At 64.3% G+C, this 16054-nt stretch carries 9 protein-coding genes; 2 read left to right on the top strand and 7 right to left on the bottom strand.

Annotated elements, in window-relative coordinates; all coding sequences use genetic code 11:
- The first annotated feature begins 183 nt into the window (after positions 1–183).
- Positions 184–1779 carry a methyl-accepting chemotaxis protein gene (locus tag J5X75_RS18480; protein WP_307798142.1) on the top strand — a complete coding sequence of 532 codons (1596 nt, stop codon included), beginning with the start codon at positions 184–186 and terminating at the stop codon, positions 1777–1779.
- 98 nt (positions 1780–1877) lie between these two features.
- Here J5X75_RS18480 and J5X75_RS18475 read toward each other — a convergent pair whose 3' ends face one another.
- The 3 genes from J5X75_RS18475 to J5X75_RS18465 form a co-directional block, all read right to left on the bottom strand.
- Complete coding sequence (locus tag J5X75_RS18475; RefSeq protein ID WP_238488412.1) at positions 1878–3050, bottom strand: calcium-binding protein; 1173 nt, start codon at positions 3048–3050, stop codon at positions 1878–1880.
- Positions 3051–3134: 84 nt separating this feature from the next.
- On the bottom strand, positions 3135–3356 hold the full coding sequence (locus J5X75_RS18470) for a hypothetical protein (protein WP_208468642.1): 222 nt from the start codon (positions 3354–3356) through the stop codon (positions 3135–3137).
- Positions 3357–3824: 468 nt separating this feature from the next.
- A complete protein-coding gene (locus tag J5X75_RS18465) occupies positions 3825–4289 on the bottom strand; it encodes a hypothetical protein (RefSeq protein WP_208468641.1) in 465 nt (154 codons plus the stop codon).
- 1365 nt (positions 4290–5654) lie between these two features.
- On the opposite strand from J5X75_RS18465, the gene J5X75_RS18460 reads away from it, so the two are divergent.
- Positions 5655–6713 carry an ISAs1 family transposase gene (locus J5X75_RS18460; RefSeq protein ID WP_208468640.1) on the top strand — a complete coding sequence of 353 codons (1059 nt, stop codon included), beginning with the start codon at positions 5655–5657 and terminating at the stop codon, positions 6711–6713.
- 880 nt (positions 6714–7593) lie between these two features.
- Here the strand turns inward: J5X75_RS18460 and brxL are convergent.
- Genes brxL through J5X75_RS18440 form a run of 4 tightly spaced genes read right to left on the bottom strand, consistent with a single transcriptional unit; the run spans position 7594 to position 16050 of the window.
- The gene (gene brxL, locus J5X75_RS18455) at positions 7594–9636 is read right to left on the bottom strand and encodes a protease Lon-related BREX system protein BrxL (RefSeq protein WP_208468639.1); all 2043 of its coding nucleotides are present in this window, start codon (positions 9634–9636) and stop codon (positions 7594–7596) included.
- Positions 9633–12185, bottom strand: a complete 2553-nt coding sequence (locus J5X75_RS18450; RefSeq protein ID WP_208468638.1) for a PglZ domain-containing protein — start codon at positions 12183–12185, stop codon at positions 9633–9635. Before J5X75_RS18450 ends, brxL begins: the two co-directional genes overlap by 4 nt.
- Positions 12185–14230 (bottom strand): BREX-1 system adenine-specific DNA-methyltransferase PglX, encoded by a 2046-nt coding sequence (locus J5X75_RS18445; protein WP_208468637.1) that lies wholly within the window; start codon positions 14228–14230, stop codon positions 12185–12187. Before J5X75_RS18445 ends, J5X75_RS18450 begins: the two co-directional genes overlap by 1 nt.
- Positions 14227–16050 carry an Eco57I restriction-modification methylase domain-containing protein gene (locus J5X75_RS18440; protein ID WP_208468636.1) on the bottom strand — a complete coding sequence of 608 codons (1824 nt, stop codon included), beginning with the start codon at positions 16048–16050 and terminating at the stop codon, positions 14227–14229. Before J5X75_RS18440 ends, J5X75_RS18445 begins: the two co-directional genes overlap by 4 nt.
- Positions 16051–16054 lie beyond the last annotated feature (4 nt).

The raw sequence follows: 16054 nt of genomic DNA, 5'->3' as shown, positions 1-16054 counted from the left end.
CCGGTCTTCACACGCCGCGGTCGCTGCCCCTTCGCGGCCGGCCTCGACGGCGAACGTGATCCGGTTCGCATCGCCGGCTTCGGCTCCCGGTCATCCCTTAGGACAGGTCGTCCTGCGTCCGATCAGTGACGGCGTCGAATTCAGAGGGGGAAAGGCGGCGTCGTGCGACTCGGTAGATCAGGTGTGGGAAGGCGACTCGGCGGGGCGTTCTCCGTACTCGCGCTGCTGATGATCGTCGCCGCGGGCTCGGGCTGGTGGGCGATGGCGCGCCAGGATGACGTACAGAGGCAGCTGGAGCAGTTGGAGCAGGTACGCCGGGACGCGGAGCTGATCAATTTCCAGCTGGCGGACATCTCCGGCTGGCAGGGCCTGGTCGTCTCCGACGTCGCGGCCTACGGCCCGAAGAAGGCGCTGGGCCCGGAGGGCTTCAACCGTCAGGCGTTCCTCGAGGCGAAAGACGAGCTGTACAAGAGCCTGACCGAGGCCCACACCGACTACATGACGACCCAGGAGCGGGAGGTGTTCGCGAAGCTCGAGCCGGCTTGGGACGACTTCTTCGGCTGGGACGAGAAGATCATCGCCTGGATCGGCGACGGCAGCCGGTCCGGCCTGGTCAAGGCTATGGACGCCACCAATGACGGCCCGGCGGCAGAATCGTACGGCGTGGTCGCCGACACCGCGGACGCCCTGAGCAAGTCGGTGGATAAGCGCATCGGCGAGGCCCGCCAGGAGAGCCAGGACGCCAAGCGCCTGGGCCAGTACGCCATGGCCGGCGCGCTGCTCGTCGCGCTCGGCTTGGCGGTCGTACTCAGCATCGTGGTCACCCGGTCCGTCGTCCGGCCGCTGTCGGCCGTCGTCGACGCCCTCGGCAAGCTGGCCAAGGGCGACCTGACCGTCAGCGTCGACTTCCGGCGCAAGGACGAACTCGGGCGGCTCGGTACCGCGCTGAACGAGACCGTCGCCTCGTTGCGCGACACGGTAGGTGCGCTCACCGGACATGCCGACTCGCTGGCCGGAGCCTCCGTCGACCTGTCCCGGACCTCCGAGCAGATCGCCTCGTCCGCCAACGAGACCAGCGCGCAGGCCCAGGAGGTGACGCGGTCGGCCTCGCAGGTGTCGGAGAACGTCGACACCGTGGCCGTGGGCAGCGACGAGATGGGCGCGGCGATACGCGAGATCGCGCACAACGCCGGTGAGGCGGCCGCTGTGGCGGCCGAGGCCGTCAGCGTCGCCCAGTCGACCAACCAGACGGTCGGCAAGCTCGGCACCTCCTCCGCGGAGGTCGGCAACGTCGTCAAGCTGATCACCGCGATCGCCGAGCAGACCAACCTGCTCGCGCTCAACGCGACCATCGAGGCGGCCCGCGCGGGTGAGTCCGGCAAGGGTTTCGCGGTCGTCGCCAGCGAGGTCAAGGACCTCGCCCAGGAGACCGCGAAGGCGACCGAGGACATCTCGCAGCGGGTGGAGGCGATCCAGGTCGACACCGCGAAAGCGGTGGAGGCCATCGAGCAGATCGCCGAGATCATCGACCGCATCAGCAAGTATCAGACGCTGATCGCCGCCGCGGTCGAGGAGCAGACCGCGACCACGGGCGAAATGGCCCGCAACGTCACGGAGGCCGCCGCGAGCAGCCGCGACATCGCCACCACGATCGCGGCGGTGGCGCAGGCCGCGGAGATCACCCAGACCGGCGTGAGCAGCTCCCAGCAGGCCGCCTCCGACCTCGCGCGAATGGGCGGCGAACTGCGGGCCCTCGTGTCCCGCTTCCAGTTGGGCTGACACACGGCAACGGGCCGGCACCTTCAACGGTCCGGCCCGTCTCGCCGCCGGCGTCGAGAAGGCCGGGTCGAAGGCCCGCTGTCATTGCCGGCCACCTGTCACCAGGGCTGGAACGTCTCGCAGGAGATCAGGGTGACGGTCTCGTATCGGCCGTTGCACACGTCGTTGTTCGCGCCGCCGTCGAGCAACCCGACACCGTAGTAGACGAAGAGAACGTCGTCGCCTGCTTCCCCATAGAGCTTGTTGTCGCCGTCGCCGCCGCGCAGGTCGTCGTTACCGCTACCCCCGAGGATGGTGTCGTTGCCGCCGAAGCCGTCGATCTCGTTGGCCGCCGCATTGCCGACCAGGCGGTCGTTGCCCGCTCCGCCGGTGAGGCGTTCGACGTCGGCGCCGACGGTGTCGTGCTCACCGGCCACGCCGTCGTCACCGGACACGCCGTTCAGGGAGACGGTGAGGGGCTTCCGGTAACCCTGGTACTCGACCACGTCCCGGCCGGTGCCACCGAGCAGCACGTCGGCGGAGACCTTGCGGTCGTCGGGGTCACCGTGCAGCTGGTCGTCGCCGGCGCCACCCTCGATGCGGTCCACGCCGTACCAGGCCGTGAGGAAGTCGTTGCCGTTGTTGCCATACAGCTTGTCGTTGCCGTTGTCCCCGAAGAGGTCGTCGTCGCCGTTGCCGCCGTGGATCACGTCGTTGCCGGCGCGGTCGGGCGCGGTGACGCAGTCGCTGTCGCCGAGGACCTGGTCGTTGCCGTCACCGGCGGAGACGTAATCCGATCCGTCACCCGCGTAGATGAGGTCGTTGCCGCCCTGGCCGTAGATCCTGTCGTTGCCGGCTGACTCGGCGCAGAGGTCTTCGCCGTGCAGGACATCGGACTTCGGGCCACCGACGAGGCTGTCGTTGCCCCCGCCGCCGTACGCCTCCATCCTGAGGTCGCTCTTGTTGATCACCGAGTCGTTCCGGTCGTAGAGCCGGACGATCACCTTGGCGGGTGTCTTCGTGGTCCTGCAGCGGACCCGGGTCCTGTCGCCCTTGACCTGCTTGCAGTTCTTGCCGGGCTTCACAGCCACCCGATCGTCGATCGTGACGGTCCGCCCGGAACGGGTGATCACGATCTTGTTCTTGGCGTTGTGATCCGCCGAGAACGAGACCGTCACGGCGCCCGCGGACACCCATCCGTAGCTCGATGCCGCAGCGGGGCCGGCAACGGCCGTGGCGGCAATGGTGGTGGCGACCACGAGAAGAAGTGCCGACCAGACTCTGCGCGACATCGAAAGACTCCCCTATCCAAGTATCCGGTGCATCATAGGGGCCAACACTGCCCCGCGGCTGGCGTGACCGCCTGACTGCTCAGGTCACCAGGCAAGGCCTGCACCCGGTCTCGCAGGGCCGAGCTTGGTGAGGATGCGGGCCACGTACGTCTCCTGGCCGATCACCAACGCCGCGGCGATCTCGACGGTCGCCGCTGCGCCGAGGTAACCGCAGCGTGGGTCCCGGCCGCGGCCCGGCACACCCGCAAACGCATCAAGGAAAAGGCCGCGAAGAACCGGCCCGAAGGACGCGGCGAAAAGAAGCACCTTCGGAGAATCGACCCGCCACCAAGAAGCCAGCCGCAGGTCACGCGCCCGCCGCAGCCCACGGCGTCACGTACGGCAGCGTTCCGGACAATGCCCGCCGTTCGGCTGCCGGTCGGACGCTCGCTGAGAGGTACAGGCCGCCGCGTAGGGGCAGATGCCCTCAAGGCAGCCGGGCATCGACTACTCCGAACACCGCTTTAGGTCGGTTCTCCACCTCGAAGTTCCTGAAGCTGCCAGTCACCCACAAGGGTTGACACCGCCAGAGTTGGCGCTGCGAGGTCCGGGCGCATCCCGGTCATACGCTCACTACGCGGCGGCCGTCCAGCGAGGTACTCCTGAGTCCACACGGCCCAGGGCGGATCCTCACCGGACGGCCGCCGTTATGCATCGTCAATCTAACGCGGGACCCCGCCAGCCACCTCTACTACGTTCTGAATACGGCTCACCGTATCGCCGAATCCGGAATTGTCAGCGTTTCCGAACCTGCGTTGCGTCATTGCCGTGGTCCTTGTCGTAGAGATTAATGTAGACCTCGGTGACGGCCGAGTAGAGGCCGTCGGGTACACCGTCACCGTTGTCATCCAAATTGTTGCCATTGATGAGAATATCGCCCAGCGTGTAGGTGTAGTTGCTTGCCGGGCAACGAACGGTGGTGGTGCGGTAGTCGACCAGCCTGTTCAACATCCAGCTATCGACAGTGGCATACGCGCATTCACCGCCTCTGACGTACTGCGAGATGTCCGTCAGCATCACCGAGCGATTGAGCCACTTGACGTTGCCGGAAATGGTGGAGACGATGGTGCCGTTGGAGTGCTTCACGGTCACACTGAACGTCGTGTCGCTCGCAAATGCCGGGCTGGCTGTGATCGCAAGGGCCGCGGCCGTGACGGTTGATGCCGCCGTTAATGCCGCGGCGAATCTGCGTGAATTCATGATGGTCTCCCCGATTGCAGTAGTTGATTCAGCTCCGCCGATATCAGCGCGAGACAGACGGTCACAGGCCAAGATCTCCTGTGCAATGCCCTAAGCGGTCCCGGCATGCTGACGCGTTCCTCACCTGGCCAACTGGCAACGGCGAACGCCGAGGCCGCGCATGTACATGCTCCCGCCAATAGGCTGGAATCAAAAGTATCCGTATCCGCCGAGCACCGATCCGTTAGCCTCCCCGTAGGCACGCACCGGCTGGGCATAGGTAAAAGTATCCCCGAAGCAAACGGAGAACGAGGTTGACGCGAGGCCCGACGACTTGCAATACCCCGCACGCAAAAATTCGTTGCCGCTAGGAAGCGTAACGAGCAGACGGGCATTCGCGTCTGTGGAGAATGCGCTAGATCGCATGTTGTGCACGATCACTGCCGCCTGAACCTTGGTGCCATCCACCAGCGACCTGATTCCGCACGCCCGCGCATTTACGCTGCTGGCAACCTCAGCGGTTGGACCGCACCGCCAATTCTGAGGGAGTGAAAATGTGCTGCCATAGGGCCTCCAAACGCCGACCCCGTCGGCGGCGACAGCGGGGCCGGCGGCTACTGCACTCATCGCGGCCACAGCAGCGACGCCAACCACTGTCGAGGCGGCCAATCTTTTAAGCTTCATCGAAAACTCTCCCGTTGCATCCGATGGATCTGTCGACCGAAGATCAACTTCCATGGATAGATAAAGCCGGTATTGATGCTTCGCTATCGCAGAACTGCGAGGGTTCCCTGTACTGGAACTCGATTCACCACGCTCGCTGTCGCTTGGCACGAATTGGGGAGAGAGATCAACAAGACCCTGACCCGGACCACTGACGCACCGCCGCCCCGCAAGATCAGGGTGGCGGCAGCGCCCGCGGTCGTTCATCTCGTGCGCAGGCGTCAGCGCGCTGCTCGCCGCCATCTCATCCGACGGCGCACGTTCCGAGGATGTCCGGGGCGCGGGATCGAGAGCTAGCTGGCGTCTTCGTTGCCCTAGTCCGGTGGTCGCGGTCCCGGCGGGTTGGGCGTCCGGAGCCTGGGCAGGGCTATTGCGTTCTCCCGGCGCGGGGCGCTGAACAGGAATTTCGTGGGGTGAGTGGCCTCTGTGGAGGCAGTGGTAGCGGGTGAAGCCCTCAAGGTGATCATGGAGTTCTTGACGCTGCACGACCACCGAGGAACTCCACCCGCCGATGGCATCATCTCTGATCCGCGTACTGACCGTGACAACCCCTGGCTCCGACACGCCCGCACCGCCGGTCACCGATAGTGAACGCGGCGGGCTCGTCGAAGCCCTGGGCCGGGTCCGGACCCACGAAACCCCCACGGGACCCGGTATCCCCTCGTGGCGTTGCTGACCGTCGCGGTCTGCGCGGTCCTGGCCGGTGCCACCTCGTTCGCCGCGATTGCCGACTGGCTCTACGACCTCGACGAGCCCGACCAGGCCCGGCTCGGGTTCACTCGGGGTGTGCCGGCGGGCACGACGATGTGGCGGCTGCTGACCCGCCTCGACGCCGGCGTGCTCAGCGCTGTCCTGGCCGGCTGGCTGCGGTCGCGGACACCGTCGGCGCCCATCCGGCCGCGCCGCTATCGGACCGTGATCGCCGTCGACGGCAAGACGCTGCGGGGCGCCCGGCTGCCCGAGGGCCGCCAGGTGCATCTGCTGTCCGCGCTGGACACCAGCACCGGCATCGTCCTGGCCCAGGTCACCGTCGAGGCGAAGAGCAATGAGATTCCGGCCTTCACGCCCCTGCTCGCCGCTGTCGAGAAGGTTCTGGGCAGTCTGACCGGGATCCTGTTCGTCGCCGACGCGATGCATACCCAGACCGATCACGCCGAGCAGATCACCAGCCGTGGAGCACACCTTCTCCTACAGGCGAAGGGAAACCAGCCCACCCTTCATGCCCAGCTCAAGACCCTGCCATGGGCGCAGATCCCGGTCGGTGACCGCACCCGCGACCGCGGGCACGGCCGCAAGGAGACCCGCACGGTCAAGGCCGTCACCCTGCACACCCCGGGTGGGATCGCCTTCCCGCATGCCCAGCAGGCCGCCCGGATCATCCGGACCCGCACCGTGGACGGCAACACCAGCCGGGAGACCACCTACCTGGTCACGTCCCTGACCGCCCCCGATGCTCAGCCCTCTGATCTGCAGAAATGGGCGAGGGCGGAATGGTTGATCGAGAACCAGGTCCATAACGTCAGAGATATCACGTTCCGTGAAGATCTTCATCAGGCCCGGACCGGTACCGGACCCGCTGTCATGGCCACCCTTCGTAACACCGCGATCGGCTGGCACCGTATCAACGGCGACACCAACATCGCCCGCGCCAACCGCCGCGCCGACCGCCGCTCACGCGACCTCATCGACGCCGTGACCAGCCGTTACACCAGCACGCAATGACCCTGGGAGCCTGGGATGGCGGCTTGCTGGTGCGTCGTCGTCATCTGTCCGCTTGTTGCCCGGTGCCTTGCGGATGATTCCGCGGAGACCGGTGCGGGGCGACCGAGTGACACCCCATCGGCAGCGACGGCGCGAACGGGGACCGCCGACATCCGTAGACCTCGCCAGCGGGCGACAACCTTGCCCTCAGGGTAGTAACTCACCGTAGTCGAGAGAGGCGGCGGTCGTGGGGCTGGTTCGCGTCCTGAAAAGCCCAGCTCAACGGCCGGATCTACTATGGACGAGCCAGCTGTTCGACACGCGATCACCACCCGATCACCACGCACCCACCATGTGGGACGATCGGGGTCGAAACTGGGAAAGAAGAAGGCCGTGACCCTTGTTTCCGCAGGTCACGACCTTGATCACTTGCGCGCCCGAAGGGACTCGAACCCCTAACCTTCTGATCCGTAGTCAAATGACTAGTGGTCGCGGGTACACTTTGTAGCCTCCGGATTCAAACCTGTTTCCGAAGACATATTAGCAGCTCAGAGCGACTCTGTGTTTCCGCAGGTCCGAGCCGAGTGCATAAGCCAAGCGTCTTGCTGATCGATAGCCGCCACTTGAACGTGCTGATGCGGTCGCGCCCGTGCTGAAACGGTCGCAGACATCCGATCACCACCGGATCACCACGCGACACCGTCACGCAGGGTAGGACCTGCTTCAATCGGGCTGCTCAGGGCGAATTACCAACGCCCCTGCTATCGCGGCTACTGCGTCGCGGCACCCGCCGTAGCGACATGCGATCACCTGGGGATTACCATCCTCGTCGCGACCGCGACCCATCCCGCCGAAGTCCGTTGCTGGCAGCGACCGCGAAGGGAAAGCATCTGATCCGTAGCTACAGTCCGCCTACAATCTTCGTCGCCGCCGCCCTCGGGTCTCCGTAGAAGATCGGGTCGACGTGTTCCATGATCTCTGCGCTGACATCGAGAAAGTTCCGCTTATTTTCGATGGGTATCAATGCCCGCCTAGCACCATTGTCTTTCGCCACCTGTAATGGCTCGGTGAGGGAGCGCAAAGGCTTGATGTTTCCTTGCACGCTCATGTCGCCGAGGATAAGCAATGCAGGGCTTACCGGCGCCTTACGCAAGGCCGAATAGGCCGCAACGAAGAAAGCGACGCCGAGCTCGGTTTCGACGCGGTTGGCGAGAAGGTCGATAACCTCGACATGAAGGTCAGAGACGTCCAGGTCTCGAGCGATGCCTACGTCGTTCTTACGGGCCTGCAGGAAGCTGAACGCACGCTGCACCGACTCCTTGGTGGTGCCCGCGATGCCGCCCGCCAGTTTTAACTTGCCCGTACCGTTGGAGACGGAGACTTCAACCCGATATAGCCCCACCGTTCCATCGGCCGTGACACCTGCGCTGTAGACGGTTCCGGGCGCCAAAGGGTCGGCGGATATCAGATCACGCCCGCCTTGCTCGGGGACTCCGACGAATTTTTCCTCTCCAGTTTCCTGCACGGTGTAGCTGAACGAAGTGTGGTAGTACTCGAAGGACCCCATCTTCTTGAGCTGTTCCTTCACCCGGCGTCTGCCCTCCAGAGCGAGCTCCAGAATCTCGGCAAGCTCATCGTGAGTGGCTTCCCCGTCCGGATAAAGGATCTTCATGAAGCCAGAAACCGACTTTCGTACCGCCTTGCGATCTCGTGCGTTGAGATGTGCGCCTAGCGCGAAGTGTCGATCCACCGCCTCGGTAAAGTTATGTTTCCGAAGCTCACGAAGCGCCTCGGCCAGGTAGTCGACGACGAACCCGTAGCCATCGGTGAAGAGTTCGTTCCGCATCTTCGGCACCTCCCAGCCGGGGAGGTAGAAGTGAATGCGGTCGATGAACGCCATGTCGTCACGGATGATGGCCGGCATCGGCGCGAAGAGGTGGGACGATTGGACCATCACGTCGACGGGCTGCCCGGTGTTGCCGAACAGGGCGATGCTGGCATCCCCGGATACCGCTTCCTGGCCGCGCTGGAACGTACCCGACTCGCAGTAGGTCTTCATGGTGGTGATGACTTCCTTGGGCATTTTCTGCAGATCGGCGACCTCATCGAAGCCTACGACGTCCCAGATCTGCACCATGCCTTTCTGCCGTCCCGACATGTGCCCGAAAAGGTTCGCAACGGTCGTGCCGCCGGTCAGCAGAGCCGCGTAGGGCGAGACCTCCTGAACGATGTAGCTCTTGCCAGTGCCTCTCGGCCCGAGCTCCACGAGGTTGAAGTTCCGCTCGGCGAACGGGATGAGTCGGACAAGGAAAAGCAGCTTCAGTCGACGGGACATCTCGTCCGGTTCATAGCCGCAGCTGCGCACGAGCAGATCAAGCCACTCTTCGCTGGTGAACTGACGGCGGACGCGGCGATACTCTTCCAGATCGAAGGTTGCGATTTGGATCGGCGTGAGCCGCTCGATCCAGAACGGGTTCTTGCCGCGTGACTCCTCGTCGTACTCGAAGCGCATGTCAATTTGCGCCCAGACTCCACCCGTCAGAAGCCGCTCATATTCGCGGACGTAGCGCTCGGGAATGTGGATATGCTTATGCCCGAAATTGGCCGCCTCGGCCCAGTAGTCCGAGTCGACGAGTCTGACCTTTACCTTGTCGATGAAGGTGTGCCGTCCCTGCTCCTTGACGGTGGCCTGCGCCTTCATCGACTCGTCAGGCCGGATGTAGTTGTTGGCCAGGGTGTCGTTGACAACCTGCAGCCCCATCTGAATGGTCAGCTCGTCTGCGGAGGCGGCGTACTTGCCGAGGAGGTATTCAAGCACGAAGACGGGCACATTGGCACCCACCTTGACCTTTCGCACAAGATCCTTGCGGACTACCTTGCCGGCAAAGAGCCTGTTAGCCTTCTCGCCCAACGCCTCGCGAGTGCTGGAAACCGCATTGCTCATGACACTCCAAGCCGGACCGGGATGTCGGAGGGTGATCGGTATAGCTCCGCATCCGTCTCTGGATCCTGCACAACTATCCGCAGGCTCCCCACTGCGTCGTCAACGAGCCTGAACGCAAGGGTGCACCTCTGTCCCGGCTCGAGGCGCACCCGTTGCGCGGCAACGTCGAACTTCGCGTCGACCACCATGCCGACAACTCCGACCTGCTGACCGTCAGCTATGAGCACAGGCCGGACCACGACCTCCTCTGCCACTTCCGGAAGCAACTGGTGCTGGCCACCGAGAGCCAGTGTGACGGTGAAGATTCGGTTCGTCACCTCATTAGGCGCGCCTTCCACGGCCACCGGCGCGGTGGCGCTGGACGCCTCGACCGGCGCCGGGGCGCGAACCGTGACGACCGGAATGACGAGCTCCTGTAGTGAAGGACCGCCGTGGTGGAAGGCGAGGTCGCCGCCGGCCTTGAAAACGCCGGCGCCGGCGGGGAACACCAGATCCAGATCGGAGGTGTAGCCGAGCGTGGCGGCCGAGATGCGTACGGTTCCCGGCGGATTGGCGCCGCCCCGACCGACCCAGCACCGACGGTGAAGGTCAACCGTGTCGCCTCCAGGGGCATCTATTCGCATCGACTCGTCGCGGTCCGTGGCGAAGAAGAGGTGACCGTGGTCCGCCGTGACCACAGCATGCCGGATTCCGGCGTTCGCAAGCCTCCGAATCGCGCGGGCAAGGTTGTCGATGACCGTGTCCATGACCTGCCGGGCGTGGAAAGCAAAGCCGTTCTCACCCGCGTGGTCGATTTCTTGGGATCGGACGATCACCACCTGTGCGCCTTCGACCTTCTTGGTGAGTCTCGAAACCGGCAGGCTGAGCACGTCGTTGAGCGCGAGATCGACCAGGTCGGGAATGCGGGCCTTGGCGAATCTCCCGCGGGCGGCACGGTCGGCAAGAAACGTGCCGTCGATCTGGGCACCGAGGCGGCCACCCTTATCGGCCAGCGAGAAGCTCGCCGCTGCCCCGGGTTGGAGCGCGGCCATCCCGACCGGCGTGATGCTCGGCAACGCCCCTACCGCCGGACGGACGGACACTTCGGACTTATCCGGTAGGCGCTCAGCCAACTCGAGTCCCATCTCGAATCGCATGGCGTCCACGAGGAGATACGCCACAGGCTTGGGCTGACTCGCCACAACCTCGCTGAAGACCCTCGTCTGGTGCAGTGCCCGCGGCACCGCCCAGCCAGACCCGGCCAGCGCCTTGGTGAACCGATCCGCCATGCGATGGCAGGTGTCCTCGTACGCGCGCCGAACCACAGCGAGTGGCTGCTCCTGCACGTCATCGAGCTCGGTGATCCACGCTTCTAGCCGTCGCTGCGCCTGATCCAGCCGGTGCCACCCGCCGGCGGCGGTGTACCGCCCGAACCATGCGCCCACGTCCCCGTTGGCCGCTTTGATCTCAGCGCCCACCCGGATGGCCACCTGGCCGAGCTCAGCCATGCGACGGATGGCTTCCCACTGTGCCTTGCGTGCCACGTCGACGTGCAGCCAGTAGCAGTCAGCTCGCTGCGAGACGAGGGTAAGTGCCGCCTCGAACCGACCATCGGCGACAAGGTCACCGCAGTGCTTAAGCAGAACCCGTTCCTCGAACCGGAAAGTGTCAATCGTTCCGAGAGCCTCGGCGGGAATCGCGGCCGACGACAGCCCCAGTTCGCGCTCGACCAGGTCCGCCAGCGCCGGATACACCTGGGCATGGCCGGAACGCAGTAACACCGCCAGCTCACGAACCGCTCGATCCGCATCCGGTGTAGGCGGAACGGGCACGCCGTCCAGCGCGGGCGGCGAAGCACAGCTGAGATCGGCACGGAATTCACCGGCCAGGACGTATCTCAGGGTGATGCTCCGCAACTTGCTCGGGTGGCCGTCACCGGGCAGCCTCAACCCCAGCCACGATTGCACAAGCGCTATCAACTCCCCCGTCGCCGACTTACCCGCGATTTCACTGTCGCGGGAATCGTCCGCAAGCCAATCGGCCAGGACGGTGTCATCACCATGGGACCTGGCGAAAATACTCTTGAGAACCGAAGCACTCCCCGCGCCCTCGTCCGCGGCGATCTTCCTGAAGTCCTCATAACTCAAGCGCCGGTCGGCCGCGACCATCGAATCGACAACACCGATCGTGTGCCGCTTCAGCAGAAGCTCCTTGGCGAGTTGCGCCAGCCGGGGCTCCCAATGCATCCCGGCCCTCTCCAACTCCATCAGCACCGAGCCGCCAGTATCGCGGTCGCAGCCGGGCAGATAGATGACCGCCGGCTCGGGGGAATCTTCCCTCACATACGGCTCGACGGCGAAGCGCACCTCGAACATCGAACCGGCGTACTCGGCGAGGCGAACCACCTTCCCGTACAGAGTGACCGGAACCGCCTCGCCGGTCCGGGGTCCGCCGCGCAGCTCGGCGATGAACGGAGCGAACTCGGTACCCGCGTCATACCAGATCACGACTCCGCGCTTCGTGACCTCCTCGGCGAGCTTCTTCGCGATGTAGTCGTACAACGAATCCATCAACGTCCTCCCCGCGACGCGCCGGCGGCCGTACGCCGGCGGCCTACACGGGACCTGGTGGCGGTCGGGGCATCGACCAGGCTACGCAATGCGGCCTTGACCGCGTCCGAGGTACGCTCCGCGACTATCTCGCTAATCGACCGGGTAGGTACGGGCCGCGCCACCCATCTGCCGTCCAGCCCTTGCACCCAGAAGACGTCCTCCAGTTCGTGCGCGATGGCCAGGCTCCGGTCGGTCGCGCACTTCGGCACCACTCGCTCAGGCCAGACACGCATCGCGAGGTGCGCCCAGTCGTACCTGCCCGCGCACAGCGCGTCCCACGTGGCCTTCAGCTCCTTCTGCCACTGCCGATGGTGCGGCACGAGACGCCACAGCGGCGCGAAGTTGATGATCACGCCGTCGTCGAGGTCGGGGTTCCACAGCGGTGCCACCCGCTTGACCTCGTCGAGAAGTCCACGGAGCTCGCTGACGAAGGACTCCTGCTCAGCGATCGCCTTGCGCTGCGCTGCGGTGGCGCGCTCTCCAGCTTCCTGCTCCAGCGCCTCCAGGCGGCGCTCCTCGTGACGGAGCTTGGGTACGACGTACTCGTTCTGCACCCGGAACATCGTGTCGCTGGTGAACGCGTGAATGTAGAGCCACACCGAGTAGCTCGCCGAGGGAGTTGCCACCTGCCAGTAGATCGGCGCCTTCCGCCGGCTCTTCGAGTACATTTTGATGTGCAGCGGAAAGAACTCTCGCGCCAGCCACCGGCGCAGGTCCTCCGGCACTACTACACCGACCCGCTCGGCTCCGGTCGCGACATGGGAGGTGATGTCTGCGGGATGCCCCGGGTCCTCGACCAGGATGCCGGGCGGTGGAGCAGGCCGTTCCTCACCGGCCGGCCACATACCCGGCGACTGCTTCGGCAACGGATCAAAGGGTTCAGGTTCCGGCGGTGCCGATCGCTCGCCAGTCACCAACCGAAGGTCGAACCGCCCGAACGCCACGCCGGCCAACCATGACAGGATGAGGGCGAGCGAAGCTTCCGTCTTGGCAGAGTCGGCATCGCTGCCTTCCTCGGCGCTCTCGTCGTTCCGGGATCCGCTCCCAGGCAGCGCACGCTCAGACCACGTTGCAAGATCGCCATCTTTGTGCGGTTCGAGGCCGTACAGGGTATATAGGATATCATCGATTTCGCGCTGCGTGCTCTGTATCCGGGCCTCGACGCCACTTCGATCGAAGGTCGAATCTCTCTCTGCTAATCCCGGCGGCAGCGCGAACGCATGAGACGTCTCATGCAAGGAGTCGAGTCGGCGCTTCAGTGACCACGCTTGGTGCGCAAGCCTCACCAATTCGCCTCGCACGGAATCGCCCGCCTCAGGAATGGGCGTTCGCTGGATAACACCTACTTCATAGGAACCGAATGCCATCTGAAGCTCGACGAGATATCGGTACGGACTGCTCGTCATGACTGCCAGCAATGCAAGCAAGCCTGATGGATCATTATTTTTGACAAAAGCACTCGGGCCTTTATCCGCGAAGATGCAACCGGCAGGCATCACTCGAACACCCAGCCCGCTTTGAGTGCGGCGTGGCCACGTTAAGCCCGGCAGAAAGTAGTGTGATGCGCCACGTCCGTAACGGCCAATGGCTTGGATCCCTACCTGGTCTGCGCGGGAGTATCCGATGAGAAGCGGAAGATCTGAATAAAATCGCGAGTGAGTTCCCCCTTTCGCGAACGCAAACCACCGCTCACCCACCCGGGCCGGCGAAATTTCCCACCATGCGCGCAAGAAACGGAAGTCGTCTGCGGTGGCCACTCCTTGCTTGACAACCCTGCCTTCCGTTTCAAAAGGAGGGAATTTTCGGAAAGCTGCATATGCCTGCCTGGTTGCCCAGTAGGCGAACGGACTGTTGGGCAAGTCGAAGAATCTCTTCGGGTCCTGCTCGTAGATGACCTCTTGATAGCCATCGGCTTCTCCGGTCCTATACGCATTCAGAGCGAGAAGCAGCTTCTCGGACTTCGCACCCGCCTCGGCATCAAGTACCTTGAGGAAAATCGTCATGTGGCGGCCTCCAGGCAATAGGCGGCGGTTTCGACCATCGCGTCGAGCACTCCACTCCCAAGGTCGGCCACGACCACTGGGGGCGCGGCCTGCAAAATGACCTCCTCGCGCCACGCTTGGAAGTTGGATAGGAAGAATCCGGTGCGAGACGTTATGGCGCCCAGGCGACCGCGATCCCGCAGGAGCGCAATCCCGCGTTCAACGAATGCGGCGTATACGTCATTCTTGGTTCTCGGGTAGGATCGGTCAAAAGTGCTTTTCGCTCTGGCGCTGCAGTCACCGAAGGGCGGATTCATAAGTATTACGTCGTATCTATACTGGGCAATGGATAACAGCCCAAGGCCCTGCGCGCTGTCCTCGGCGAAGAGACGCTGACGAGTATTGACCTGGGTCTTCAGTTCGGCTGCATAGCGGGCCAGGGCTTCCTGAAGGCGGCCCTCCGCTGGGGTAAAAAGGTCGCTGTCGTAACCCTCGGCAAGCGGCTGCGCTCGCCGCGACTCCACCTTCAGCAGCAGGCCGAGGTCGCCGGCGAGCGCGAGCGCGTCGACCAGCTCAGCGAACGCGAGGCGTAGCTGGTCGTCGTCGAGCTGGGTGAGAAATTCCTTGGCGACGTTTTCGTCCGCCACCAGCGGTTCGGCCAGGACGATGTTGGAGCGGCGGATCTGTGGCCGCTGAGCACGGTCAATCACAAGATCGCCGTAAGCACGCTGGGCGCGCATCCATAGCGCCAGCTGGGCAATCTGGGCGCATCGTGGATCAATGTCGACACCGTGCAGGTTGTGTGCCAGCACCAATCCCGGGATGGCAGCGCGCAGAGCCTTCAGATCCGCGTAGTCGTCGGCCAGCGTGGTCCCGGTCGCCTCGAACGGTGGGCTTTCCGGGTCGCTGTACGCCTCCTCGTAGATGGTCAGGAGCAGGTCGAAGGCGTACAAGAGGAAATGGCCGCTGCCGCAGGCGGGGTCAAGGATTCGCAGGTCGCGGGGGTCTTTCTTGGGTCGCGGGTCGAATCTTTCACCCGGGCATCGAACCATGTACTCGCAGCGGTCAACGAGCTCCGTCCGGGTGTCGCGCATCTCGTACCATATGCGGCCGAGCGTGTTGTCGGTGAGGAATTGAACAACGTAGCGCGGCGTGAAGAACTGGTTGCGGATGGCCAGCTCGCGGCTGTTCCGCGGCGCCTGGCTCTCGCTGCGCATCTTGCTGCGTTCGTCGGCGCTGTTGAAGAACTGGTAGACCCAGCCGATCGTCTCGTCCTCCGCCCAGACACCGGCGAGGGCGGTGCCGTTCAGGATGGTCAGCAATTCCTCGAACGTCGCTCGGCGAGGCCACAGCGCGGACGCCGGGTCGCGCCGGTCGAAAAGCACCTTAACCTCGGTCGACAATTCGTCGAAGAGCGACTCGATGTAGAGGCGGTAACCGGCGCTGTCTGGCAAGAGAGGCAGGCTCGGCGCCAAACCGCAGAACTCGCGATATCCGGCCGACTGCTCACCCTTGGTGATGCATTCCTGCACCAGACCGCGCGCCTCAAGCATCTTCAGTGCGACAAATCGGTTGAACGTCGTGAACGCCGCGTCGCGGATGTAGTCCGCGACCGACTCCGCTGCGGTCATCCCCGCTGTCTGCTTGTGTACCAGGGCCGAAAGGATCTTCTCGCGGATCGCGACCTGGCGAGGGTTGAGGTGCGGACTCGCGGCAGCGGCGATGCTGCCGTCACGACGTACGTCAAAGTCGCCATCCAGCTGCGCCGTGAAGTCCTCGTCGAGAAGCCGCCGGGCGGCCCGCGTTGCGGCCTCGATAGCGCTGCGCGTCTGCTTGTCCACTGGG

The organism is Actinoplanes flavus (assembly GCF_017592555.1).
In the GTDB taxonomy this organism is placed as follows: Bacteria; Actinomycetota; Actinomycetes; order Mycobacteriales; family Micromonosporaceae; genus Actinoplanes; species Actinoplanes flavus.
The sequence above is the reverse complement of the archived record's forward strand: the minus strand, read 5'-3'. Positions and strand labels throughout refer to the sequence as shown.